The organism is Enterobacter sp. RHBSTW-00175, assembly GCF_013927005.1.
Taxonomy (GTDB): Bacteria; Pseudomonadota; Gammaproteobacteria; order Enterobacterales; family Enterobacteriaceae; genus Enterobacter.
This window is the reverse complement of sequence record NZ_CP055930.1, coordinates 5,095,162-5,118,810: the sequence shown is the minus strand read 5'-3', so window position 1 is coordinate 5,118,810 and position 23,649 is coordinate 5,095,162. Positions and strand designations below refer to the sequence as shown.

The 23,649-nt window shown below is 49.6% G+C and carries 23 protein-coding genes, 2 tRNA genes and 3 other RNA genes; 16 read left to right on the top strand and 12 right to left on the bottom strand.

From position 1 onward, the window contains the following. Positions 1-89 precede the first annotated feature (89 nt). The gene (locus tag HV107_RS24805; RefSeq protein WP_182061348.1) at positions 90-533 is read left to right on the top strand and encodes an Lrp/AsnC family transcriptional regulator; all 444 of its coding nucleotides are present in this window, start codon (positions 90-92) and stop codon (positions 531-533) included. 198 nt (positions 534-731) lie between these two features. On the opposite strand, the gene HV107_RS24800 is transcribed toward HV107_RS24805, so the two are convergent. The 7 genes from HV107_RS24800 to HV107_RS24770 all read right to left on the bottom strand — a co-directional run bounded on the left by HV107_RS24800 (position 732) and on the right by HV107_RS24770 (position 2,969). After that, positions 732-862, bottom strand: a non-coding RNA gene (locus tag HV107_RS24800) — RtT sRNA. A 45-nt stretch (positions 863-907) separates the two neighbouring features. Continuing rightward, a non-coding RNA gene (locus HV107_RS24795) (RtT sRNA) lies at positions 908-1,038 on the bottom strand. 45 nt (positions 1,039-1,083) lie between these two features. Further along, a tRNA-Tyr gene (locus tag HV107_RS24790) sits at positions 1,084-1,168 on the bottom strand. A 35-nt stretch (positions 1,169-1,203) separates the two neighbouring features. Further along, positions 1,204-1,335, bottom strand: a non-coding RNA gene (locus HV107_RS24785) — RtT sRNA. Between the two features lie 43 nt (positions 1,336-1,378). Next, positions 1,379-1,463: transfer RNA gene (locus tag HV107_RS24780), tRNA-Tyr, on the bottom strand. Between the two features lie 156 nt (positions 1,464-1,619). Further along, positions 1,620-2,462, bottom strand: a complete 843-nt coding sequence (gene purU / locus HV107_RS24775) for a formyltetrahydrofolate deformylase (RefSeq protein ID WP_182061347.1) — start codon at positions 2,460-2,462, stop codon at positions 1,620-1,622. A 48-nt stretch (positions 2,463-2,510) separates the two neighbouring features. Continuing rightward, positions 2,511-2,969 (bottom strand): YchJ family protein, encoded by a 459-nt coding sequence (locus tag HV107_RS24770; protein ID WP_182061346.1) that lies wholly within the window; start codon positions 2,967-2,969, stop codon positions 2,511-2,513. A 114-nt stretch (positions 2,970-3,083) separates the two neighbouring features. Here HV107_RS24770 and rssA point away from each other — a divergent pair, with 114 nt between their 5' ends. The 3 genes from rssA to galU all read left to right on the top strand — a co-directional run bounded on the left by rssA (position 3,084) and on the right by galU (position 6,198). Then, the gene (rssA, locus tag HV107_RS24765) at positions 3,084-3,986 is read left to right on the top strand and encodes a patatin-like phospholipase RssA (RefSeq protein ID WP_182061345.1); all 903 of its coding nucleotides are present in this window, start codon (positions 3,084-3,086) and stop codon (positions 3,984-3,986) included. Positions 3,987-4,078: 92 nt separating this feature from the next. Continuing rightward, positions 4,079-5,092 (top strand): two-component system response regulator RssB, encoded by a 1,014-nt coding sequence (rssB, locus tag HV107_RS24760; RefSeq protein WP_182061344.1) that lies wholly within the window; start codon positions 4,079-4,081, stop codon positions 5,090-5,092. A gap of 197 nt (positions 5,093-5,289) precedes the next feature. Next, positions 5,290-6,198: a UTP--glucose-1-phosphate uridylyltransferase GalU gene (galU, locus tag HV107_RS24755; protein WP_182061343.1), complete on the top strand. Its 909-nt coding sequence runs from the start codon at positions 5,290-5,292 to the stop codon at positions 6,196-6,198. A 205-nt stretch (positions 6,199-6,403) separates the two neighbouring features. Here the strand turns inward: galU and hns are convergent, their stop codons facing one another. Beyond that, positions 6,404-6,817 (bottom strand): histone-like nucleoid-structuring protein H-NS, encoded by a 414-nt coding sequence (gene hns / locus HV107_RS24750; RefSeq protein ID WP_008502781.1) that lies wholly within the window; start codon positions 6,815-6,817, stop codon positions 6,404-6,406. A gap of 551 nt (positions 6,818-7,368) precedes the next feature. Between hns and tdk the strand changes: the two genes are divergently transcribed. Continuing rightward, positions 7,369-7,983, top strand: coding sequence for a thymidine kinase (gene tdk, locus HV107_RS24745; protein WP_182061342.1), 615 nt, complete (start codon positions 7,369-7,371; stop codon positions 7,981-7,983). Between the two features lie 80 nt (positions 7,984-8,063). Here the strand turns inward: tdk and adhE are convergent, their stop codons facing one another. Then, complete coding sequence (gene adhE / locus HV107_RS24740) at positions 8,064-10,742, bottom strand: bifunctional acetaldehyde-CoA/alcohol dehydrogenase (RefSeq protein ID WP_182061341.1); 2,679 nt, start codon at positions 10,740-10,742, stop codon at positions 8,064-8,066. Between the two features lie 480 nt (positions 10,743-11,222). On the opposite strand from adhE, the gene HV107_RS24735 reads away from it, so the two are divergent. The 7 genes from HV107_RS24735 to HV107_RS24705 all read left to right on the top strand — a co-directional run bounded on the left by HV107_RS24735 (position 11,223) and on the right by HV107_RS24705 (position 19,154). Then, positions 11,223-11,870: a YchE family NAAT transporter gene (locus HV107_RS24735; protein WP_014070541.1), complete on the top strand. Its 648-nt coding sequence runs from the start codon at positions 11,223-11,225 to the stop codon at positions 11,868-11,870. Between the two features lie 772 nt (positions 11,871-12,642). Then, positions 12,643-14,277, top strand: a complete 1,635-nt coding sequence (gene oppA / locus HV107_RS24730; RefSeq protein WP_182061340.1) for an oligopeptide ABC transporter substrate-binding protein OppA — start codon at positions 12,643-12,645, stop codon at positions 14,275-14,277. A 123-nt stretch (positions 14,278-14,400) separates the two neighbouring features. Then, positions 14,401-15,321: an oligopeptide ABC transporter permease OppB gene (oppB, locus tag HV107_RS24725; protein WP_182061339.1), complete on the top strand. Its 921-nt coding sequence runs from the start codon at positions 14,401-14,403 to the stop codon at positions 15,319-15,321. A gap of 14 nt (positions 15,322-15,335) precedes the next feature. Beyond that, positions 15,336-16,244: an oligopeptide ABC transporter permease OppC gene (oppC, locus tag HV107_RS24720; protein WP_182061338.1), complete on the top strand. Its 909-nt coding sequence runs from the start codon at positions 15,336-15,338 to the stop codon at positions 16,242-16,244. Positions 16,245-16,255: 11 nt separating this feature from the next. Beyond that, entirely contained in the window at positions 16,256-17,269 is a 1,014-nt protein-coding gene (locus HV107_RS24715; protein ID WP_014070537.1) for an ABC transporter ATP-binding protein, read from the top strand. Beyond that, complete coding sequence (gene oppF, locus HV107_RS24710) at positions 17,266-18,270, top strand: murein tripeptide/oligopeptide ABC transporter ATP-binding protein OppF (RefSeq protein WP_182061337.1); 1,005 nt, start codon at positions 17,266-17,268, stop codon at positions 18,268-18,270. The genes HV107_RS24715 and oppF overlap by 4 nt, the downstream gene beginning before the upstream one ends. Positions 18,271-18,284: 14 nt before the next feature. After that, positions 18,285-19,154, top strand: a complete 870-nt coding sequence (locus tag HV107_RS24705; RefSeq protein WP_182061336.1) for an ion transporter — start codon at positions 18,285-18,287, stop codon at positions 19,152-19,154. Positions 19,155-19,185: 31 nt separating this feature from the next. Here HV107_RS24705 and HV107_RS24700 read toward each other — a convergent pair whose 3' ends face one another. Together HV107_RS24700 and cls are read right to left on the bottom strand one after the other, a co-directional pair. Further along, positions 19,186-19,515, bottom strand: a complete 330-nt coding sequence (locus HV107_RS24700; protein ID WP_003856748.1) for an HI1450 family dsDNA-mimic protein — start codon at positions 19,513-19,515, stop codon at positions 19,186-19,188. Positions 19,516-19,548: 33 nt separating this feature from the next. Next, entirely contained in the window at positions 19,549-21,009 is a 1,461-nt protein-coding gene (gene cls / locus HV107_RS24695; protein ID WP_182061335.1) for a cardiolipin synthase, read from the bottom strand. Between the two features lie 143 nt (positions 21,010-21,152). Here cls and HV107_RS24690 point away from each other — a divergent pair, with 143 nt between their 5' ends. From HV107_RS24690 to leuE, 4 genes are all read left to right on the top strand, one after another. Continuing rightward, positions 21,153-21,326 carry a YciY family protein gene (locus tag HV107_RS24690; protein ID WP_182061334.1) on the top strand — a complete coding sequence of 58 codons (174 nt, stop codon included), beginning with the start codon at positions 21,153-21,155 and terminating at the stop codon, positions 21,324-21,326. Between the two features lie 117 nt (positions 21,327-21,443). Next, positions 21,444-21,572, top strand: a complete 129-nt coding sequence (locus tag HV107_RS27570) for a KPN_01571 family protein (protein WP_210434728.1) — start codon at positions 21,444-21,446, stop codon at positions 21,570-21,572. An 11-nt stretch (positions 21,573-21,583) separates the two neighbouring features. Further along, positions 21,584-21,994, top strand: coding sequence for an Exc2 family lipoprotein (locus HV107_RS24685; RefSeq protein WP_182061333.1), 411 nt, complete (start codon positions 21,584-21,586; stop codon positions 21,992-21,994). A gap of 70 nt (positions 21,995-22,064) precedes the next feature. Further along, positions 22,065-22,700, top strand: coding sequence for a leucine efflux protein LeuE (leuE, locus tag HV107_RS24680; RefSeq protein ID WP_182061332.1), 636 nt, complete (start codon positions 22,065-22,067; stop codon positions 22,698-22,700). A gap of 39 nt (positions 22,701-22,739) precedes the next feature. Here the strand turns inward: leuE and catA are convergent, their stop codons facing one another. Further along, positions 22,740-23,417 carry a type A chloramphenicol O-acetyltransferase gene (catA, locus tag HV107_RS24675; RefSeq protein WP_182061331.1) on the bottom strand — a complete coding sequence of 226 codons (678 nt, stop codon included), beginning with the start codon at positions 23,415-23,417 and terminating at the stop codon, positions 22,740-22,742. Between the last annotated feature and the right edge of the window lie 232 nt (positions 23,418-23,649).

Here is a 23,649-nt window from a genome sequence, read left to right as displayed (position 1 = left end):
TTGCTCTATTGTCGAAAAAGCGTGTTGGCTTTTACAGAGGTGATATAAGGTGAAATACAGTTATGGCGTTTTTAAATTAGGTGAATGCTATGGATTACCTTCTCGATGATATCGACCGCCAGATATTAGCCTGCCTGGCGGAGGATGCGCGCGTGTCGTTGAAAGTGCTGAGTGGCCGTATCGGGCTGACATCACCAAGCACCGCAGAGCGTCTGAAAAGGCTGGAGGAGCGGGGCGTGATTCAGGGGTATGGCGCGCGCGTGAATTTAGCCGCGCTAGGGTATACCTTGCAGGCGCTGGTGCGTGTGCGGCCGTTACCGGGGTTGTTACATAAGGTGGATAAATACATCCAGGCCATGCCGGAGTGTATTGAGAGCGACAAAGTGACGGGTGAGGATTGTTTTGTGATCAGGCTGGTAGTGCGTTCAATTGAGCAGCTTGATCTATTGCTGGATGGTCTTGCTGAACATGCCCAGTGCAATACATCGATTGTGAAGAGTTCTCCGGTGAAGCGACGGTTGCCACCGATGTAGCTGTCTGTTGCCGGGTGGCGGCTGCGCCTTACCCGGCCTACAAGGGGGGGAGTACGATTTGTAGCCCTGGTAAGCGAAGCGCCACCGGGGAAAGCAGGTGTGCAGATGCCAGATACAGGCATTGGTATACATCATTCCCCGCACAGGAAGAGTATGTGACATGGTGCAAAGAGTGAATGCGGGTTGACTTAGAAGTGATGGTGGTGGGGGAAGGATTACTCGGCGCGTTGCGCCTCGCCCTTCGGGTCGTTGCCTGCGGCAACGCTTTCTCGCTACGCTCGAATCGAACCTTAGTCGAAGCTTCTCATCCTTCCCTGAATCGGAAGTCTATGTGGCATGGTGCAAAGAGTGAATGCGGAGTGATTTAAAATTGATGGTGGTGGGGGAAGGATTACTCGGCGCGTTGCGCCTCGCCCTTCGGGTCGTTGCCTGCGGCAACGCTTTCTCGCTACGCTCGAATCGAACCTTAGTCGAAGCTTCTCATCCTTCCCTGCATCGGAAATACATGTGGCATGGTGCAAAGAGTGAATGCGGGTTGACTTAGAAGTGATGGTGGTGGGGGAAGGATTCGAACCTTCGAAGTCGATGACGGCAGATTTACAGTCTGCTCCCTTTGGCCGCTCGGGAACCCCACCAGGGGTAATGCTAATTTTGAGGTACAGCTTGAAGATGGTGGTGGGGGAAGGATTATTCGTCGCTTCGCTCCTCACCCTTCGGGCCGTTGCCTTTGGCAACGTTCTCTCGCTTTCGCGAGAGTCGAACCTTAATCGAAGGTTCTCACCCTTCCCGATGAGTGCAAACTTCACATTATCTCATCGGTTTTACCACATCACTGTGGTGAATAATGGTGGTGGGGGAAGGATTCGAACCTTCGAAGTCGATGACGGCAGATTTACAGTCTGCTCCCTTTGGCCGCTCGGGAACCCCACCACGGGGTAATGCTTTTTACTGGCCTGCTTCGTCTGGAAGCGGGGCGCATCATATCAAATGAGACGCCCCTGTAAAGTATTCCTTTAGCGAAATGAAGTTGTTTGCCTGCTTTTTATCCGTAAAGGCGCAAAGCTAATCAATTCATTTTCCAAAAGATTAAAGAATGATGGTTCTGTTACCGTAAACAAAGACGCGTTGACCCAATACCTGATAGAGCGCCCGGCTTAGTACATTCTTCTCTACGTCACGCCCGGCACGCATCATGTCTTCTGCTGTGTAGGTGTGATCCACATGAATCACGTCCTGCATGATGATTGGACCTTCGTCCAGGTTGTCATTCACGTAGTGCGCGGTTGCACCGATGATTTTCACACCGCGCTCATACGCCTGGTGGTATGGACGAGCGCCGATAAAGGCCGGCAGGAACGAGTGGTGGATGTTGATAATCTTGTTCGGGAAACGTGACACGAAGGTTGGGGTCAACACGCGCATGTATTTTGCCAGCACCACGTAGTCCGGGTTATGCGCTTCAATGGCCTGCGCCATTAAATCGTCATGCTCTTCACGGGTATGACCTTCGTGGCTCACCAGTTCGAACGGAATATCGAAACGTTCAACCAGCGTACGCAGCGTGTCGTGGTTACCAATAACGGCAGCAATGTCCACATCCAGCCCACCGTAGTTTGCCTTCATCAGCAGATCGCCCAGGCAGTGCGCTTCTTTAGTGACCAGAATCACGATGCGACGACGGCCTGCAGGCGTCAGTTCACGAACAGAACCTTCAGGTAATGCGCTATCAAGATCGGCAAGCAGGGTTGTGTCGTTGAAAATGCCTTCCAGCTCGGTACGCATAAAGAAGCGACCGGTACGGTGGTCAACGAACTCGTTGTTCTGCACGATATTCAGTTCATGCTTGTAACAAATGTTGGTAATTCGTGCGATCAGCCCTTTTTGATCGGGACAGATGGTGCGCAGAACTTTACGTTGTAATGATTGCATCGCCGGGAAATCCTGTTTGAGTATTTGCGAAATCTGAGTTGTCAGGCGTTACTGCCCGCAACACTTTTTAAATTTTTTACCTGAACCACAAGGGCAGGGATCGTTACGACCGATTTGAGGGCGCGTACCGTCAATATAATACCATTGCCCGCTTTCCTTTAAGAAACGGGAGCGTTCGATAATGGCAGCCGTTTTATCGCGCTCGGTAAAGCGGGCAACAAAGCTGACGTAGCCTTCATTGTCGTTGCTTCCGGGCGATGCTTCAAAAACGGTCAGGCCAAGCCACTGTGTGTTGGCAAAGCCAGCTTCAATGTCCTGACGAAAATCGGCGGCATGGCAAGACGGGTGCCAGGTCTTAATCAGATAGTCTGCGTCTTTGATCACAAAAGCAGTATAACGCGAACGCATAAGGTGTGACGGGTCTGGTGCAACCTGCTCGCCAGAAAGATATCGCTGGCAACATAGGCTATAATCCAGAGCGCTACCACAGGGGCAGAGTTGAGACACGATTCTCTTCCTGGAACAAAAATTAAGGGCGTAAAACGCTTCGGGTAGCACCATGTTAACTGAGCAGTTGCGTTGACGCTATGTTGAGAATCCAGGGGAAGTAAATCAGGGCTAATGAGAAAGGTAAAAATTGGACTGGCGCTGGGCTCAGGTGCGGCTCGCGGATGGTCACATATCGGCGTAATTAATGCCCTAAAAGAGATGGGCATTAATATTGATATCGTTGCAGGGTGTTCTATCGGTTCGCTGGTTGGGTCTGCGTACGCCTGTGGGAAGCTCCCGGAGCTGGAAACCTGGGTTCGTTCCTTCAGTTACTGGGATGTTCTGCGTCTGATGGATCTCTCCTGGCAACGCGGCGGTTTGCTGCGTGGCGAACGGGTGTTTAATCAGTTCCGCCAGATAATGCCTCTTGAAGACTTCAGCAATTGTCAGTTGCCTTTCGGCGCTGTAGCGACAAACCTCAGCACAGGTCGGGAACTCTGGTTTACCGAAGGAGATATCCATCTCGCCGTGCGCGCATCCTGTAGTATGCCTGGTTTAATGGCTCCCGTTCCGCATAACGGCTACTGGCTGGTTGATGGCGGAGTGGTGAACCCAATCCCTATCTCACTCACCCGTGCGATGGGCGCAGACATCGTGATTGCCGTAGATTTGCAACACGATGCGCACCTGATGCAGCAGGAGCTTTTGCCCGTCAATCTTCAAAGTGAGGATGCGGAAGGGGAAAAACTCGCCTGGCATGAACGCTTACGTGGGCAAATAGGGCGAATGGCGGCGCGTCGTTCGGTTGCCGCACCGACGGCAATCGAAATCATGACGACCTCTATCCAGGTGCTTGAAAACCGCCTTAAGCGTAACCGCATGGCGGGTGACCCACCTGATATCCTTATTCAACCGTATTGCCCTCAAATCGCTACCCTGGACTTCCATCGTGCTGAAGCCGCAATTGCGGCGGGTTCGTTAGCCGTTGAGAAGAAAATGGATGAGCTGTTGCCGTTTGTGCGGACATCCGCCTGAACACCCTTTTTTTGATTACTTCAGCAAAATCTGACAGGCGATAGTGCCGATCACATGCCACTATTTAGTAACTGTCAGCCAGGGGAGGAACCATGACGCAGCCATTGGCCGGAAAACACATTTTGATAGTTGAAGACGAGCCCGTTTTCCGTTCGCTGCTGGATTCGTGGTTATCCTCGTTGGGGGCGATGACATCGCTTGCCGAGGACGGTATTGAAGCCCTGGAAAAAATGGACACTATCACCCCTGATCTGATGATTTGTGACATTGCCATGCCACGTATGAACGGACTCAAGCTGGTCGAACATCTTCGAAACGAGGGTGACCAGATCCCGATTCTGGTGATTTCTGCCACCGAAAACATGGCTGATATTGCCCGGGCATTGCGTTTAGGCGTGCAGGATATTTTGTTAAAGCCAGTTAAAGATTTGAATCGCCTGCGTGAAACGGTACTGGCTTGCCTGTATCCCAATATGTTTAATTCTCGGGTTGAGGAAGAAGAGCGCCTTTTCCAGGACTGGGATGCGTTAGTCAGTAATCCGCTGGCGGCCTCAAAATTGTTGCAGGAACTCCAGCCACCGGTTCAACAGACTATTTCTCATTGCCGTATAAATTATCGCCAACTGGTCGCCGCAGACGAACCCGGACTGGTGCTTGATATTGCCCCTTTATCTGATTCCGACCTCGCGTTTTATTGTCTGGATGTTACGCGGGCAGGTGACAACGGTGTATTAGCTGCACTGTTACTTCGGGCGCTATTTAATGGGCTCTTGCAGGAGCAGTTATCTCATCAGGGTCAACGACTTCCTGAATTAGGCAGTTTACTTAAACAGGTAAATCATCTCTTTCGCCAGGCCAATTTGCCGGGGCAATTTCCGCTGCTGGTCGGTTATTACCACAGCGGTCTCAAAAACCTTATCCTCGTATCTGCCGGGCTAAACGCATCGCTCAATACGGGGGAGCATCATATTCAGGTAAGCAACGGTGTTCCTTTGGGGACATTAGGAACAGCTTATCTTAATCAAATTAGCCAACGCTGTTCCTCATGGCAGTGCCAAATTTGGGGAGCAGGGGGGCGGTTACGCTTAATGTTGTCCACGGAATAAGCAATTGACTTTTATTCGTCAGATTGCTTTTCCGGTGTTTTGCTGACAGTGCTACTATCACCGCCAGATTCATGCGTATTTATCCTAATTGATCGGCAACGCGTCCTTTTCAGACCCGGACTGTATGGTGAGGCTGATATACTCAACGCGTTATTTATTGAATAAGTTCAAAACTTGAACAGCTCAGGAGAATTTCAATGGCTGCCCTAAATTCGAAAGTCAGAAAGGCCGTTATCCCGGTAGCGGGATTGGGAACCAGGATGCTACCCGCAACGAAGGCAATCCCTAAAGAGATGCTGCCGTTGGTTGATAAGCCATTAATCCAGTATGTCGTTAATGAATGTATCGCTGCCGGAATTACCGAAATTGTGCTGGTTACGCATTCATCCAAAAACTCTATCGAAAACCATTTCGATACAAGTTTTGAACTTGAAGCCATGCTGGAAAAACGCGTTAAGCGTCAGCTGTTAGCGGAAGTTCAGTCTATTTGCCCTCCACATGTCACCATCATGCAGGTTCGTCAGGGTCTGGCGAAAGGCCTGGGTCATGCGGTACTGTGCGCACACCCTGTCGTGGGTGATGAGCCAGTGGCGGTTATTCTGCCAGACGTTATTCTGGACGAATTCGAATCCGATCTGTCCCGGGATAACCTGGCAGAGATGATTAAACGCTTCGATGAAACCGGCAGCAGCCAGATCATGGTTGAGCCTGTTGCGGATGTAACCGCATACGGCGTTGTAGACTGCAAAGGGGTTAATCTGGAGCCTGGCGAAAGCGTGCCGATGGTTGGCGTTGTTGAAAAGCCAAAAGCGGATGTTGCACCGTCTAATCTGGCCGTTGTGGGTCGTTACGTCCTGAGCGCAGAAATCTGGCCGCTGCTGGCGAAAACCCCTCCAGGAGCGGGTGATGAGATCCAGCTGACTGATGGCATTGATATGCTGATCGAGAAAGAAACCGTCGAGGCTTACCATATGAAAGGTAAGAGCCATGACTGCGGTAATAAACTCGGTTATATGCAGGCGTTTGTTGAATATGGCATTCGTCACAATACTCTGGGTGAAGAATTTAAATCCTGGCTCCAGGAGAGCATGGGTATTAAAAAATAATCTGTTTCCCGGATGCACTAAACCGGTGTGGCAATGCCCACCGGTTTTTTTATGCCCATAACGCAGGCGGGGTCGCCTGACGCGGATTGTAAGGGTTTATAAATAGTGTCTTGTCGCTATATGACAGAGTGTAAGAGGATGTTCGGCATGTATTACAGATACAAAAAATCCCGCATTTAGCGGGATTTTTTAGAATGCGTCCTGATTAATCCTTGATCAGGAAGTCATCCAGTTGTTTACCCTGCTCATCCATTGCTTTCTTGATAACAGCAGGAGTACGACCCTGGCCAGTCCAGGTTTTAGTTTCTCCGTTCTCATCGACATAGCTATATTTAGCAGGACGCGCAGCGCGTTTCGCTTTGGTGCCGGTTTTAGCAGCAGCCATGCTGTTCAGCAATTCGTTTGGATCGATACCATCAGCAATCAGCATTTCACGATATTGCTGAAGTTTGCGAGTGCGTTCTTCGATTTCCGCAGCAGCTGCGCTTTCTTCTTCGCGACGTTCATTAACTACAACTTCTAATTTTTCCAGCATTTCTTCAAGCGTTTCAAGGGTGCATTCTCTTGCCTGCGCACGAAGAGTACGGATGTTGTTCAGAATTTTAAGTGCTTCGCTCATTGTAGTAATCTCAAACTTATAATGGGGGGTGGTTTGTTGTCCTAATAATAGAGCCATAAATTGACTTGTGCAATAGGTGAGAATGTAAGGAATTCAAAAAATACTAAATATGAGACGCTATTATTAATTACGCTAACTTAAATTTCATGCCTTACCTGAGAGGTTTCTTATCACGTCATAGTTCATAAGGTTACCGAACACATGTTTGTTTTTGTGACATTTACCGCAGGAATTATAGTTGCGGCGGATAAATATCAGCCTTTTGTATTACTCCAGAAAAGCAGAGTGTTGTCGACAATAGTTAATAAATAGTGAATTTTAATGAATGCTGAATCCAGTATAAAAAGAAGTGTTATCTTTGACTAAACGCTTGACCTTACTAAGCTGAGAAATGCGTTTACTTCATGTTTTAACGGATTATTTTCTTAACCTGCCTGCTGATGCCTTCCCCCTGAAACCCATACTCTGTGCGGCGTGTCGCTGATGGAGAGACAAAATATGGTACAATGAACCATCGGGAATATTACACATTGATTAAGGTTTTACGGCCAATGGCACAACTTTATTTCTACTATTCGGCAATGAATGCAGGGAAATCGACCGCGTTACTCCAGTCCTCCTACAATTACCAGGAGAGGGGGATGCATACGGTGGTTTACACAGCCGAAATTGATGATCGCTTTGGCGCAGGGAAAGTGAGTTCAAGGATAGGTCTTTCGTCACCTGCAAAGCTGTATAACCCCGAGACTGACCTGTTAGCGGATATACGTGCAGAACATGCTTCACGGCCTGTACATTGCGTCCTGGTGGACGAGAGCCAGTTCCTGACGCGCCAGCAGGTACATGCCCTTTCAGATGTCGTTGATGATCTGGATATCCCGGTGCTCTGTTATGGCCTGCGAACAGATTTCCGCGGAGAGCTATTTGCCGGTAGCCAATATTTACTCGCGTGGTCAGATAAACTCGTCGAATTAAAAACAATCTGTTTCTGCGGCCGTAAAGCCAGCATGGTACTGCGCCTTGATCAGTCAGGAAAACCCTACGCCGATGGTGAGCAGGTGGTGATAGGGGGGAATGAACGCTATGTTTCGGTTTGTCGTAAACACTATAAAGAAGCGTTGGTTGTGGGTTCGCTGACGGCCATTCAAAGCGAGAACCGGAAATAAGAGAAGGTCTGTTCTTTTAATTGCCCGACCGGCAGACATAAAAAAACCCGCCAATGGCGGGTTTTTTATCAGGCTGTCAATTAAGCGCTTTTCTTCGCTTTTTTGTCAACTTTTGCCGCAGGAGCTTCAACTTTAGTTGCTACAACGTCATCTTCTTTGAACTCGCGACCGTAGTAGGTATCCAGCAGGATCTGTTTCAGCTCGGAGATCAGTGGGTAGCGCGGGTTAGCACCGGTACACTGGTCATCGAAGGCATCTTCAGACAGTTTATCTACGTGAGCGAGGAAGTCAGCTTCCTGAACGCCAGCTTCACGGATAGATTTAGGAATACCCAGTTCAGCTTTGATGCTATCCAGCCATGCCAGCAATTTCTCGATTTTCGCAGCAGTACGGTCACCCGCAGCGCTCAGACCCAGATGGTCTGCGATTTCAGCGTAGCGACGACGTGCTTGCGGACGGTCGTACTGGCTGAATGCAGTCTGTTTGGTTGGGTTGTCGTTCGCGTTATAACGGATAACGTTGCTGATCAACAGGGCGTTCGCCAGACCGTGAGGAATGTGGAACTGAGAACCCAGTTTGTGCGCCATTGAGTGACAAACACCCAGGAAGGCGTTAGCAAACGCGATACCCGCGATAGTTGCTGCACTGTGTACACGTTCACGTGCTACAGGGTTTTTAGACCCTTCGTTGTAGGACGCTGGCAGGTTTTCTTTCAGCAGTTTCAGCGCTTGCAGAGCCTGACCGTCAGAGAACTCAGATGCCAGTACAGAAACGTAAGCTTCCAGGGCGTGAGTCACTGCATCCAGACCACCGAACGCACACAGTGACTTCGGCATGTCCATTACCAGGTTGGCGTCAACAATGGCCATATCTGGAGTCAGTGCATAGTCAGCCAGTGGATATTTCTGACCTGTTGCATCATCGGTAACAACTGCAAACGGAGTCACTTCTGAACCGGTACCGGAAGTGGTAGTAACGGCGATCATTTTCGCTTTTACGCCCATTTTCGGGAACTTGTAGATACGTTTACGGATATCCATAAAGCGCAGCGCCAGTTCTTCGAAGTGAGTTTCTGGATGCTCGTACATTACCCACATGATTTTCGCGGCGTCCATTGGGGAACCGCCACCCAGTGCGATGATCACATCTGGTTTGAAGGAGTTCGCCAGTTCAGCACCTTTGCGAACAACGCTCAGTGTTGGGTCAGCTTCAACTTCGAAGAAGACTTCAGTTTCGACGCCAGCCGCTTTCAGAACAGAGGTGATCTGGTCTGCATAGCCGTTGTTGAACAGGAAACGGTCAGTCACGATGAGCGCACGTTTGTGGCCATCAGTAATCACTTCATCCAGCGCGATTGGCAGGGAGCCACGGCGGAAGTAGATAGATTTCGGAAGTTTGTGCCACAACATGTTTTCAGCTCGCTTAGCAACGGTTTTCTTGTTGATCAGGTGTTTTGGACCAACGTTTTCAGAGATGGAGTTACCACCCCAGGAACCACAACCCAGAGTCAGGGAAGGTGCGAGTTTAAAGTTGTACAGGTCACCGATACCACCCTGAGAAGCAGGGGTGTTAATCAGGATACGTGCTGTTTTCATCATCTGACCGAAGTGAGCAACACGCTCTGGCTGGTTGTCCTGGTCGGTATACAGACATGAGGTGTGACCGATACCACCCATGGCAACCAGTTTCTCTGCTTTTTCTACCGCGTCTTCGAAATCTTTCGCACGGTACATTGCCAGAGTTGGTGACAGTTTTTCGTGAGCAAATGGTTCGCTCTCATCAACAACTTTCACTTCACCGATCAGGATCTTAGTGGTGGTCGGAACGGTGAAACCTGCGAGTTCAGCGATTTTATACGCAGGCTGACCAACGATAGCGGCGTTCAGCGCGCCATTTTTCAGGATGATGTCCTGAACGGCTTTCAGCTCTTTGCCTTGCAGCATGTAGCCGCCGTGGCTTGCGAAACGTTCACGAACCGCATCGTACACAGAATCAACAACAACAACGGACTGCTCAGATGCACAGATAACGCCGTTATCGAAGGTTTTAGACATCAGTACAGAAGCAACAGCACGTTTGATATCCGCAGTTTCGTCGATAACGACAGGAGTGTTACCTGCACCTACGCCGATTGCTGGTTTACCGGAGCTGTAAGCTGCTTTAACCATACCAGGACCACCGGTCGCCAGAATCAGGTTAATGTCAGGGTGATGCATCAGTGCGTTGGACAGTTCAACGGAAGGTTGGTCGATCCAGCCAATCAGGTCTTTTGGTGCGCCCGCAGCGATAGCCGCCTGCAATACGATATCAGCAGCTTTGTTCGTTGCATCTTTAGCACGTGGGTGCGGGGAGAAGATGATTGCGTTACGGGTCTTCAGGCTGATCAGCGATTTGAAGATTGCGGTAGACGTTGGGTTGGTTGTTGGAACGATGCCACAAATAATGCCGATTGGTTCAGCAATAGTGATAGTACCGAAGGTGTCGTCTTCAGACAGGACGCCACAGGTTTTCTCATCTTTATAGGCGTTGTAGATATACTCAGAAGCAAAGTGGTTTTTGATCACTTTATCTTCAATGATACCCATGCCAGATTCGGCAACGGCCATTTTAGCGAGAGGGATTCGAGCATCTGCAGCAGCCAGAGCGGCCGCGCGGAAGATTTTATCAACCTGTTCTTGGGTGAAATTGGCATATTCACGCTGGGCTTTTTTGACGCGCTCGACGAGTGCGTTCAGTTCAGCGATGTTAGTAACAGCCATAATGCTCTCCTGATAATGTTTAAACTCTATTAGTAAACCAGCGCTCGATACGAGAGACAGTATAGTCAGAGCCGATAATACTTGCGTAACACATAATAAAACAAAGGGTTACTTGCCGCTCTAACACACTAATTTACTAAAAGAGCCTTACCTTAGCATCATCCCTTTTTGATAGGTGATCTCCCTGGGGGCGTAATCAAGATTACTCACTTCTGAGTACGAAAATCATGATCTACATCAATTTTACTCCAAGCTGATACCTTTCAGCAGGGTTATTTCTTTGAGAATTTTCCAGTGTTAAATAATTAAGTAACTATTGGAAGTGGCGATATCATTGAGAATACAAATGTTTAACATCATGAAATGATAGCGTTTTGACATAGATTTCTGGTGAAGTGTGCTGATAAAAAGCGTATCTTCAGCGCGGTGTTATCATGACACACTGTAAGTCCCTGGCCATGCTCATAGGCGGAGCTAAACGTGATCCAAACGCTCTTTGATTTTCCAACATATTTTAAGTTTTTTATTGGTTTGTTCGCCCTGGTCAACCCCGTGGGGATTATTCCTGTCTTCATTAGTATGACCAGCTACCAGACGGCAGCGGCCAGGAACAAAACCAATCTGACGGCCAACATGTCTGTTGCCATTATCCTGCTGACGTCACTGTACTTGGGCGACGGCATTTTGCAGATATTCGGCATTTCTATCGATTCATTCCGTATAGCGGGTGGGATCCTGGTTGTCACCATTGCCATGTCGATGATCAGCGGCAAATTAGGTGAAGATAAGCAAAACAAACAAGAGAAGTCAGAAACGTCTGTCCGTGAAAGTATCGGTGTCGTGCCGCTAGCGTTGCCATTGATGGCCGGCCCTGGGGCAATCAGCTCAACGATCGTGTGGGGCACGCGTTACCACAATCTGATGCACCTTATTGGTTTCTCTGTCGCCATTGCTATTTTTGCGTTGTGCTGTTGGGGTGTTTTCCGTATGGCACCCTGGCTGGTTCGCTTGTTGGGCCAAACAGGCATTAACGTCATTACCCGTATCATGGGGCTGCTGCTGATGGCGCTGGGGATCGAATTTATCGTCACCGGGATAAAGAGCATTTTCCCCGGGCTATTGCACTGAATTCTTCATATGAAAGAACGGAGCCTGTGGCTCCGTTTTTTTTACGTGATTATCAGCAAATCATATAAATAAAATTGAAATGGCGATGCGTCATAATAAATTCTACTAATAATGTCCTTTTCTTTAATTTCAACACGTTAGCTATTTTCCATTGACGTGCCTGCACAGAAACCATCCAAACGGTCTGTTATTTTACTCACATGATACTCTGGGGCTTGCTGAGAGATAACCGAAATGATATTAGTAATTTCAACGTTCCCCTAGAGGAATGTGCTAAATAATAACCAGTTGTTAAATTTTCGTACAAAACCAGTCAATGATAGCGCAGCGACGCGCTTGGAGAGGAAAATTCCTCTATCGTATTGAATATCAATTGCTTTCCTTGATTTTCAGTGCCTGGCAGGGCTGCCCCCAAAGAAACGGTAATCACCGTAAAAGAGAATTGCTTAACAAATTTGCAAAATGTATTGGCGCGAGATTACGCCATTTGGTACTTTCCGGCCTTATATTTTGCACACTAAACAAGTAGATGAGAATTACTTTCATATAGTGTTCATCTCAGATATCCAGCGCACGCCTCATAACAGGGGAGGCGTGTTAAGAATCGACGCAAGACGGCCATACGAGCGGTCAGTAATAAAGAAGTCGGTGATAGCAAGAAGTAAAAAAAGAACCTGACAGTAGCAAAAAAAACTCCTGCGCTGTACAGGCCCCAACAGGGGATTACACAGCTGGCAAAGCCAGTAATTATAATGAGTGGAGTATCAACACAATGTCCATCATCACTAAAAAAAGTCTGATTGCCGCGGGAATTTTGACTGCGCTAATCGCGGGTAATATGGCAATGGCTGCCGATGTGCCTGCTGGCGTTACGCTGGCAGAAAAGCAAACCATGATCCGTAACAACGGCGCTGAGCCGCAGTCTCTGGATCCGGACAAAATTGAAGGCGTACCTGAAGCAAACATCAGCCGCGACCTGTTCGAAGGTCTGCTGATTACGTCAACTAAAGACGGTCACCCAATTCCGGGTGTTGCTGAAAGCTGGGATAACAAAGACTTTAAAGTCTGGACATTCCATCTGCGTAAAGATGCAAAATGGTCCAACGGTGAACCTGTCACCGCACAAGATTTCGTATATAGCTGGCAGCGTCTGGTTGATCCGAAAACCGCTTCCCCATACGCCAGCTATCCGCAGTACGGCCACATCCTGAACGTTGATGAAATCATCGACGGTAAAAAAGCCCCATCAGAACTCGGCGTCAAAGCCGTTGATGATCATACTCTGGAAGTGACTCTGAGCGAGCCTGTCCCGTATTTCTACAAACTGCTGGTGAACCCGGCAATGTCTCCGGTTAACAAAACCGCTGTTGAGAAATTCGGTGAGAAATGGACTCAGCCTGCTAACATCGTGAGCAACGGCGCGTATAAACTGAAAGACTGGGTTGTTAACGAACGTATCGTAATGGAGCGTAATACCAACTATTGGGATAACGCGAAAACCATCGTAGACCAGATTACCTATCTGCCGATCTCATCTGAAGTGACAGACGTTAACCGCTACCGCAGCGGTGAGATCGACATGACCTATAACAACCTGCCGATCGAACTCTTCCAGAAACTGAAAAAAGAGATCCCGACCGAAGTTCACGTCGACCCGTACCTGTGTACTTATTACTATGAAATCAACAACCAGAAAGCACCGTTTACCGATGCTCGCGTTCGTACCGCGCTGAAACTGGGTCTGGACCGCGATATCATCGTAAACAAAGTGAAAGCACAGGGTGACCTGCCGGCATTCGGTTACACGCCGCCGTACGCGGACGGTGCAAAACTGACCAAACCAGAGTGGTTCACCTGGACTCAGGAAAAACGTAACGAAGAAGCGAAGAAACTGCTGGCCGAAGCCGGCTACACCGCAGACAAGCCGCTGACGTTTAACCTGCTGTACAACACCTCCGATCTGCACAAGAAACTGGCGATCGCTGCTGCATCCATCTGGAAGAAAAACCTGGGTGTGGATGTGAAACTGGTGAACCAGGAGTGGAAAACCTTCCTCGATACCCGTCACCAGGGTAACTACGACGTGGCGCGTGCTGGCTGGTGTGCGGACTACAACGAACCTACGTCCTTCCTGAACACCATGCTGTCTGACAGCTCCATGAACACCGCGCATTATAAGAGCCCGGCGTTTGATGCGATCATGAAAGACACGCTGAAAGTGACTGATGAAGCGCAACGTACTGCCCTGTACGACAAAGCAGAACAGCAGTTAGGCAAAGATTCTGCGATTGTACCGGTTTACTACTACGTGAACGCGCGCCTGGTGAAACCTTGGGTTGGCGGTTATACCGGTAAAGACCCGATGGACAACATCTATACTAAAGATCTGTACATCATTAAGCATTAATGGCAATCCGTGGGGCAAAGTCATTTGCCCCACTGTGTCTTAACTCATCGCACTATATACACCCGAATTTTCAGGTTTCCTGAAAGCTCAGGTGTAAAAGGCACACGCCAGAAGGTACGGGCAATGTTGAAATTTATCCTACGTCGCTGTCTTGAAGCGATTCCGACGCTCTTTATTCTTATTACTATTTCATTCTTCATGATGCGTCTTGCTCCCGGTAGTCCGTTTACCAGCGAGCGCGCGCTGCCGCCAGAAGTAATGGCGAATATCGAAGCGAAATACCATTTAAACGATCCTATCTCCACGCAGTACTTCAATTATTTGAAGCAGCTGGCGCACGGCGATTTTGGACCGTCATTCAAGTATAAAGACTATTCCGTTAACGACCTGGTGGCATCGAGCTTCCCGGTGTCGGCTAAATTAGGTGCTGCGGCATTCTTCCTGGCTGTGGTTCTCGGAGTGGCAGCGGGTGTTATCGCCGCGCTTAAACAAAATACCAAATGGGATTATGCAGTAATGGGGGTCGCAATGACCGGGGTGGTTATACCCAGTTTCGTTGTCGCGCCATTGCTGGTGATGATATTTGCCATAACGCTGAAATGGTTGCCTGGGGGCGGCTGGAACGGCGGGGCGCTTAAGTTCATGATTTTGCCGATGGTGGCATTATCTCTGGCGTATATCGCCAGTATCGCGCGTATTACCCGTGGCTCGATGATTGAAGTCCTGCATTCAAACTTCATCCGTACTGCGCGTGCCAAAGGGTTACCGATGCGCCGTATTATTCTGCGCCATGCGCTTAAACCTGCGCTGTTACCGGTGTTGTCTTATATGGGGCCAGCATTCGTCGGTATCATTACAGGTTCAATGGTTATCGAGACCATTTATGGTCTGCCGGGAATTGGTCAGCTGTTTGTTAACGGCGCGCTCAACCGCGACTATTCGCTGGTACTGAGCCTGACTATTCTGGTCGGTGCATTAACCATTCTCTTTAACGCAGTTGTCGATGTGCTGTATGCCGTTATCGACCCGAAAATCCGTTACTAACACTGGAGCACGCCATGATGTTGAGTAAGAAAAACAGCGAGGCGCTGGAAAACTTCAGTGAAAAACTGGAAGTGGAAGGACGTAGCCTCTGGCAAGACGCCCGCCGTCGCTTTATGCATAACCGCGCAGCCGTTGCCAGCCTGATTGTTCTGGTGATCATTGCGTTGTTCGTGACCCTTGCGCCAATGCTGTCGCAGTTCACCTACTTCGATACCGACTGGGGCATGATGTCCAGTGCGCCTGATATGGCGTCCGGGCACTATTTTGGTACTGACTCATCTGGCCGCGACCTGCTGGTACGTGTCGCCATCGGTGGCCGTATCTCACTGATGGTGGGTATTGCCGCAGCGCTGGTGGCGGTGATCCTCGGGACATTGTATGGCTCACTTTCCGGCTACCTGGGCGGTAAAGTTGACTCGGTCATGATGCGCCTGTTGGAGATCTTAAACTCCTTCCCGTTCATGTTCTTCGTCATCCTACTGGTGACCTTCTTCGGTCAGAACATCCTTCTTATCTTCGTGGCAATCGGGATGGTGTCCTGGCTGGATATGGCGCGTATCGTGCGTGGTCAAACGCTGAGCCTTAAACGCAAAGAGTTTATCGAAGCGGCACAGGTCGGCGGCGTTTCAACCGGCAATATAGTGGTTCGCCACATTGTTCCTAACGTGCTGGGCGTGGTAGTGGTGTATGCCTCTCTGCTGGTGCCAAGCATGATCCTGTTTGAATCCTTCCTGAGCTTCCTGGGTCTTGGTACGCAAGAGCCGCTGAGTAGCTGGGGTGCGCTGCTCAGTGATGGCGCTAACTCGATGGAAGTTTCACCGTGGTTGCTGCTTTACCCGGCAGGATTCCTGGTTGTAACCCTGTTCTGTTTCAACTTTATCGGCGATGGCCTGCGTGATGCCCTCGACCCGAAAGATCGTTAAGGAGCGCCGTGATGACTATTATTGAAACGGCATCTGCGCCGGCGGCGCAAGCGCAGGGCAAAATCCTGCTGGATGTGAAAGATCTCCGCGTAACCTTTAAAACGCCAGATGGCGATGTAACGGCGGTAAACGACCTCAATTTCAACCTGCGCGCAGGTGAAACGCTGGGGATCGTTGGCGAGTCGGGTTCAGGCAAGTCGCAGACGGCTTTTGCACTGATGGGGCTTCTGGCACAAAACGGCCGTATTGGGGGCTCGGCAACCTTTAACGGTAAAGAGATCCTTAACCTGCCAGAGCAGGAGCTGAACAAGCTGCGTGCTGAACAGATCTCCATGATCTTCCAGGACCCGATGACGTCTCTCAATCCGTACATGCGTGTGGGTGAGCAGCTGATGGAAGTGCTGATGCTGCATAAAGGCATGGGTAAAGCCGAAGCCTTTGAAGAATCTGTGAAAATGCTGGATGCGGTGAAAATGCCTGAAGCGCGTAAGCGTATGCGCATGTTCCCGCACGAATTCTCTGGCGGGATGCGTCAGCGCGTCATGATTGCAATGGCGCTGCTTTGCCGTCCTAAGCTGCTGATTGCCGACGAACCTACCACCGCGCTGGATGTTACCGTGCAGGCGCAGATCATGACGCTACTGAATGAGCTTAAGCGCGAGTTCAATACCGCCATTATCATGATTACCCACGACCTTGGCGTTGTTGCAGGTATCTGCGACAAGGTGCTGGTGATGTATGCTGGTCGTACTATGGAGTACGGTAAAGCCCGTGACGTGTTCTATAACCCGGCACATCCTTACTCCATTGGCCTGTTGAATGCCGTTCCGCGTCTTGATGCGGAAGGGGAATCGCTGTTGACCATCCCGGGTAACCCGCCAAACTTACTGCGTCTGCCAAAAGGTTGCCCGTTCCAGCCTCGCTGCCCACATGCGATGGAAATCTGTAACAGTGCTCCGCCACTGGAAGAGTTTGCACCAGGCCGCCTGCGCGCCTGCTTTAAGTCGCATGAGGAGCTGGTATGAACGCGTTAGACGAAAAAAGAAATGTGCTGCTCGAAATTGCCGATCTGAAAGTGCATTTCGACATCAAAGATGGCAAGCAGTGGTTCTGGCAACCGCCTAAAACCCTTAAGGCCGTTGATGGCGTGACACTGCGTCTGTACGAAGGGGAAACACTTGGCGTGGTGGGCGAATCTGGCTGCGGTAAATCTACCTTTGCCCGTGCGATTATCGGTCTGGTGAAAGCCACCGGCGGTAAAGTCGCCTGGCTGGGTCAAGATCTGCTGGGTATGAAGCCAGCCGAGTGGCGCGATGTTCGTAGCGATATTCAGATGATTTTCCAGGATCCGCTGGCATCGCTGAACCCGCGTATGACCATTGGCGAAATCATTGCTGAGCCGCTGCGGACCTACCATCCAAAGATGCCGCGCCAGGAAGTTCGCGATCGCGTAAAAGCGATGATGATGAAAGTGGGCCTGTTGCCTAACCTCATCAACCGCTATCCGCACGAGTTCTCCGGCGGCCAGTGCCAGCGTATTGGTATCGCGCGTGCGTTGATCCTTGAGCCGAAGCTGATTATCTGTGATGAGCCGGTATCAGCACTGGACGTGTCGATTCAGGCGCAGGTGGTTAACCTGTTGCAAAAATTGCAGCGCGAGATGGGTCTGTCTCTTATCTTCATCGCGCACGATCTGGCGGTGGTAAAACACATCTCTGACCGTGTTCTGGTGATGTATCTGGGCCATGCAGTTGAGCTTGGCACTTACGATGAGGTGTACCACAATCCGTTGCACCCCTATACGAAAGCGCTGATGTCAGCTGTGCCGGTTCCCGATCCGGATCTGGAAAAGAACAAAACCATCCAGCTTCTTGAGGGTGAATTGCCATCACCAATTAACCCGCCTTCGGGCTGTGTTTTCCGCACCCGTTGCCCGATGGCTGGGCCGGAATGCGCGCAAACTCGACCGGTACTGGAAGGCAGTTTCCGACATGCGGTTTCCTGCCTTAAAGTAGACCCGTTATAATCGCAAGGGCTGACATGATGTCAGCCCTTATTTTTTGCGAGGTTAATGTGTCGCGATTATCCATTTCTGCCCGTCAGCGGCTTTATCATTATTTGTTCGATCTTAAAACGCGCTCAGGCCGTCGATCCGAAGGGATTTGCGGCTTATTTGCGCTGCTGAGTGTGATTATTATTTTTGTCGAATCAGGTGCCGGGACGCAGTACCACCTGACATTTGACGAATGGCACGTGTTTGTCTGGCTGGAGTTAATGGTGACTCTGGTCTTTACCTGTGAATATTTGCTGCGGGTATTCTGCTGGCCGAACCCGGCAAAATATGTCTTTAGCTTCTGGGGATTTATCGATCTTGCGACGATCCTGCCGCTGTATGTGATGTGGCTGTGGCCGGAAATCAGCCTCGACTACGTTTTCGCCTGGCGGGCCATGCGCGCGATCCGGGTTTTGCGCATCCTCAAGCTCCTGCGCTTTATGCCGTCGTTACGGGTATTCTGGCAGGCGATAATAAGCGCACGTCATCAGTTGGTACTTTTCTATTCGTTTATCGCCATCGTGATGATCGTTTTTGGCGCGCTGATGTATTTAATCGAGGGGCCAAAATATGGATTCACCACGCTGAATGCGTCCGTCTATTGGGCTATTGTTACCGTCACGACGGTGGGGTATGGCGATATTACACCTCATACACCACTCGGGCGCATTGTTGCGTCGGTACTGATACTGATTGGTTATTCGGTGATTGCTATTCCCACCGGGCTGATTACCACCCACATGAGTTCCGCATTTCAGAAACGGCAATTTGAACGACGGTGCCCGAAGTGCCAGCAACGCGGCCATGAGCACAGCGCCCGGTATTGCAACCGGTGTGGTAACGAACTGCCGGATTAAATAAAAAAGGCTGCAATCGCAGCCTTTTTTATTATTCGCGCCAGAGAATATGGCACAGCTTGTGGTCTTTCTCGCGACACAACAGCACGCGGGCGAAGATGTCGTTAATTTCACCGCCATCTTCATCAGCAAGCCCAATCACTACTTCGGCGAAGAAGTCCGGGTTGAGGTCGAAATCCACGTGTTCTGCCCAGTCTTCTGCAGGGTCGAACAACTCGGCACCGCCGCGCTCTTCAAATTGCAGATTAAAGAGGATCACGTCTGCGGGATCGAGGTTATCAACCGCCAGTTCGAGAAAAATGTCATAGGCCTGCTCGAGCGTTTCGTCTTCGGTCAGGCGATTGTTCAGATCCATTTCCATGATGACTACCTGTTTAACATCGTTGGGCACGTTTTACAGCAACGGACTAAAGAAGTAAAACAGTCGTTCGACAATTCGCTGCCATAGCGGTCGTGTCAGCCACAGTTTGGCATCCAGCAGGCGGGAACGGGAAATATAGTCATCCTGAACGGCCGCCAGATCGCCACCAAAACCGGCATCGTCAATCACCAGCGTAATTTCAAAGTTTAGCCACAGGCTGCGCATATCCAGATTCACGGTGCCGACCAGGCTTAATTCACCGTCGACCAGCACACTTTTCGTATGCAGAAGGCCGCCTTCAAACTGATAGATTTTTACCCCTGCGGCCAGCAGCTCTGTAAAGAATGCGCGACTAGCCCAGCCCACCAGAACCGAGTCGTTTTTACGCGGCATAATGATGCTGACATCCACACCTCGCTGCGCAGCGGTACAAATGGCGTGCAGCAGGTCATCGCTCGGGACGAAGTAAGGCGTGGTCATTATTAAGTATTCACGGGCGGAATATGCTGCAGTGAGGAGTGCCTGGTGAATAAGATCTTCCGGGAAGCCCGGGCCAGAAGCGATGGTATGGATGGTGTGTCCACTGGCCTCTTCAAACGGCATGATGTTGACGTCTGGCGGCGGTGGAAGAATACGTTTCCCGGTTTCGATTTCCCAGTCACAGGAATAGACAACCCCCATGGAGGTGGCGATTGGGCCTTCCATACGCGCCATCAGGTCAACCCATTGTCCAACGCCTGAATCTTGCTTGAAGAAGCGGGGATCTACCATATTCATACTGCCGGTGTAGGCAATATAGTTATCAATCATGATCATTTTGCGGTGCTGGCGCAGATCCATACGGCGCAGAAATACACGCAGGAGATTAACCTTCAGCGCCTCGACTACTTCGATGCCCGCGTTGCGCATCATCGCGGCCCACGGGCTGCGGAAAAACGCCACGCTGCCAGCGGAGTCCAGCATCAGCCGGCAGTGAATGCCGCGACGGGCTGCCGCCATCAGTGATTCTGCAACCTGGTCTGCCATACCGCCCGGCTGCCAGATATAGAACACCATCTCGATATTATGACGAGCCAGCTGGATATCGCGGATCAACGCCTGCATCACATCGTCTGAGGTGGTCAGCAGTTGAAGCTGGTTGCCTTTTACCCCGGCAATCCCCTGACGGCGCTCGCACAGTTTAAACAGTGAAGAGGCGACGCTACTGTTGTCCTCAGCAAAGATATGTTTGCAGGCTTTAAGGTCATTCAGCCATTTCGCCGTAGAGGGCCACATGGCGCGTGCACGTTCCGCCCGACGCTTACCAAGATGAAGTTCACCGAAGGACAGATATGCAATAATCCCGACCAGAGGCAGGATATAGATAATCAAAAGCCAGGCCATGGCAGAGGGTACGGCTCTGCGCTTCATCAGGATGCGTAACGTCACCCCCGCGATGACCAGCCAGTATCCCAGAATGACCAGCCAACTCACCACGGTGTAGAAGGTTGTCATAAATAAAAAATCCTTTTGAAAGCGTATTGTTATGAGTGTACGCATCCGGGTTCATCTGGCAAATAAAAACGGCAGATAAAAGCGCTGGTTTGCCGCAGGGTTGGGTTTATAATGGCGTTTCTGTTAGAGAAAGAGTTGTAGACATGAAGCGCAGTAGAACAGAAGTAGGGCGCTGGCGCATGTTGCGACAGGTGAGTCGTCGTAAGGCTCGTTGGCTGGAAGCACAATCCCGCCGCAATATGCGTATCCACGCCATCAGAAAATGTGGGTTAAGCAAACACCGTAACGCGTTACTGTTTGCGTTCCCGGAACTCTGAAAACCACGAGGGCACCGTTAAGGTGCCCGATGTTTATATAACGGCTATTAATTTTCGCAGTCTCCCCCGACGTGATTCCGCGATATACTGCATCTATTTAACATTATGAAATAAAAGATGAATCCATACCTCTGGGTATTTATTGTGCTTTTTGCGCTGGATGCGCTCAGAGAAAATTTAGGGCTGTCGTCATTTTCCTCTTTGGCAGATTTTATATTTGCCTGGGTGTCACAGTGGTTTTACTAAGGGAACAAGAGATGAACGGAAAAGTTGTTGCTGCTATTTTAAGCATTGCTGTGTTGAGCGGGTGTGCCAGTACAAAAACAGCACCGGAACGACATGCGTATTATTTCGTCTCACATAAATCGAGTTTCACTGGCGGGAATTTTGCTGCCAGCGTACCCGTGAATTATCGTCTGAACGTACCGCAGTTTCGCGAGATTTATGCCAGTGGCAAAGCCGACCGCGCGGCCGGACGCACGGAAGCCGAGGCCAATGCGTATGCGCAAAGTATTCGCGATCAGCTAAAGAAAAGTGCCGTGACAAAACAATCTTTCTCGGGCAATGCGAATGACCAATGGTCTTCAGATATGGACCAGAAAGATGCCCTGTTGTTTGGTAACGAATTAGCCGCGACTTATCTTGATGGCTTTAACGGCGTACAATAAGCCGATTCACTGTCGGGAATAGCGCCGTTGCAGCGCTATTTCCTTTGTTTTATAGCAAAAGGAGGGAGCTGTGTTTGCGGAGTTTGGTGTGCTTAATTTCTGGACCTATGTGGTAGGCGCATTTTTTATTGTCCTGGTTCCAGGGCCAAACACACTGTTTGTGCTGAAAACAGGCATTGGTCATGGCGTCAAAAAAGGATATCTGGCCGCGACCGGTGTCTTTATTGGTGATGCCGTATTGATGTTTCTGGCATGGGCAGGGGTCGCTGCGTTAATTCAGACCACACCTGTGTTATTTAATATTGTGCGTTATTTAGGCGCATTCTATTTGCTGTGGCTTGGCGGCAAAATGTTATGGTCGGTTATCACCCGCAAGAACAATGCCCATGATGCGGTTGCTGAACCAGCAAGTATGATCATGAAGCGTTCTCTGGTGTTAAGCCTGACGAACCCGAAAGCGATCCTGTTTTATGTGTCATTCTTTGTGCAGTTCATTGATGTGCGTGCGGAAAATACCGGAACCTCTTTCCTGATCCTCGCCACCACGCTTGAGCTGATCAGCTTTACCTACATGAGTTTCCTGATTTTCTCTGGCGCGTTTGTCACTCGCTACCTGAAAACCAAGAAGAAACTGGCGAAGCTGGGTAATGGCCTGATAGGGCTGCTGTTTGTAGGATTTGCAGCGCGACTTGCATCGCTGCACTGAGATGAGGCTCCTGAGGGAGCCTTTTTAATGTCTGGCACATCAATCATCCATTCCCTCTGATTGACGCGGCAAATCATCACACAACTCTTGTAACTCATTGAACAGTCTTGCTATATGGAAACCATCACACACAGAATGGTGTATCTGAAGGGCGACAGGCAACAATACTTTTCCATCCTGATTGTAGTATTTACCAAGCGTGAACATCGGGGCGAAAAAGTTTTTCATGTCAGCAACGGTGATATTAAAACTGGTAAAGGTTACCCAGGGAATCGCCGATACGAAAAATATATTTTCGCGCGACTCTTCTTTAGGCCAGTATGCAAGGTTATCACCATAGCGTGCGACGTCTTCTGAATAAACGTTCTGGAAGTGATGAATATTGCCATCGTAGTGGCTCCATAATGATGAAAAGGTCTCCGTTTCATTATGGAAAATCGTATAGTTTGGATGTACTTCATTCCAGATAACTAACTCATTGTTTTTCATCGCCATACGGAATTCGGTATGGCTGTTTACGATCTTAGAAAGAAGGAAAATCATCGTAGGGTAAAATTTCCAGCCGGCTTCTTTGATATTTTTTAGCAGGGCAGTAATGTCTATCAGCACCGTCTGGTTAATAGTACTTTGAGCAAAGCCCTGAAATACCTCAAAATGTTCCTTCCTGGCCCAATGAGATATGTCAACAGGGGTATATTCCGGGATTGTTTTTTTCATTTCTTACCCTTTGATTAGCAATAACACATCAAATGTTAGCCTAAATTCTTCTCATGAATGACGTAACCCTACAGGCCGCGAGCCGTTTGGGGCGTAATCGCGATCGTGAGATTAGCGCATCCTTATACAGTAGGGAAGTGGATGTTAACTATTTAATTTTTAAGGTAATAAAGGTAGGTTGTGCTATCTACAGGTGTTTTTCTGAATTGATAATTTCGTAGAATTACCGCCC

What these genes read in the sequence shown, in the direction of transcription:
- rssB (WP_182061344.1), top strand. Translation starts at nt 4,079, where the DNA reads ATGACGCAGCCATTGGCCGGAAAACACATTTTGATAGTTGAAGACGAG.
- rssA (WP_182061345.1), top strand. Translation starts at nt 3,084, where the DNA reads ATGAGAAAGGTAAAAATTGGACTGGCGCTGGGCTCAGGTGCGGCTCGC.
- hns (WP_008502781.1), bottom strand. Translation starts at nt 6,817, where the DNA reads ATGAGCGAAGCACTTAAAATTCTGAACAACATCCGTACTCTTCGTGCG.
- HV107_RS24805 (WP_182061348.1), top strand. Translation starts at nt 90, where the DNA reads ATGGATTACCTTCTCGATGATATCGACCGCCAGATATTAGCCTGCCTG.
- HV107_RS24715 (WP_014070537.1), top strand. Translation starts at nt 16,256, where the DNA reads ATGACTATTATTGAAACGGCATCTGCGCCGGCGGCGCAAGCGCAGGGC.
- HV107_RS24705 (WP_182061336.1), top strand. Translation starts at nt 18,285, where the DNA reads ATGATGTCAGCCCTTATTTTTTGCGAGGTTAATGTGTCGCGATTATCC.
- oppA (WP_182061340.1), top strand. Translation starts at nt 12,643, where the DNA reads ATGTCCATCATCACTAAAAAAAGTCTGATTGCCGCGGGAATTTTGACT.
- HV107_RS24700 (WP_003856748.1), bottom strand. Translation starts at nt 19,515, where the DNA reads ATGGAAATGGATCTGAACAATCGCCTGACCGAAGACGAAACGCTCGAG.
- catA (WP_182061331.1), bottom strand. Translation starts at nt 23,417, where the DNA reads ATGAAAAAAACAATCCCGGAATATACCCCTGTTGACATATCTCATTGG.
- HV107_RS24685 (WP_182061333.1), top strand. Translation starts at nt 21,584, where the DNA reads ATGAACGGAAAAGTTGTTGCTGCTATTTTAAGCATTGCTGTGTTGAGC.
- HV107_RS24690 (WP_182061334.1), top strand. Translation starts at nt 21,153, where the DNA reads ATGAAGCGCAGTAGAACAGAAGTAGGGCGCTGGCGCATGTTGCGACAG.
- HV107_RS27570 (WP_210434728.1), top strand. Translation starts at nt 21,444, where the DNA reads ATGAATCCATACCTCTGGGTATTTATTGTGCTTTTTGCGCTGGATGCG.
- oppB (WP_182061339.1), top strand. Translation starts at nt 14,401, where the DNA reads ATGTTGAAATTTATCCTACGTCGCTGTCTTGAAGCGATTCCGACGCTC.
- purU (WP_182061347.1), bottom strand. Translation starts at nt 2,462, where the DNA reads ATGCAATCATTACAACGTAAAGTTCTGCGCACCATCTGTCCCGATCAA.
- cls (WP_182061335.1), bottom strand. Translation starts at nt 21,009, where the DNA reads ATGACAACCTTCTACACCGTGGTGAGTTGGCTGGTCATTCTGGGATAC.
- tdk (WP_182061342.1), top strand. Translation starts at nt 7,369, where the DNA reads ATGGCACAACTTTATTTCTACTATTCGGCAATGAATGCAGGGAAATCG.
- oppC (WP_182061338.1), top strand. Translation starts at nt 15,336, where the DNA reads ATGATGTTGAGTAAGAAAAACAGCGAGGCGCTGGAAAACTTCAGTGAA.
- galU (WP_182061343.1), top strand. Translation starts at nt 5,290, where the DNA reads ATGGCTGCCCTAAATTCGAAAGTCAGAAAGGCCGTTATCCCGGTAGCG.
- adhE (WP_182061341.1), bottom strand. Translation starts at nt 10,742, where the DNA reads ATGGCTGTTACTAACATCGCTGAACTGAACGCACTCGTCGAGCGCGTC.
- oppF (WP_182061337.1), top strand. Translation starts at nt 17,266, where the DNA reads ATGAACGCGTTAGACGAAAAAAGAAATGTGCTGCTCGAAATTGCCGAT.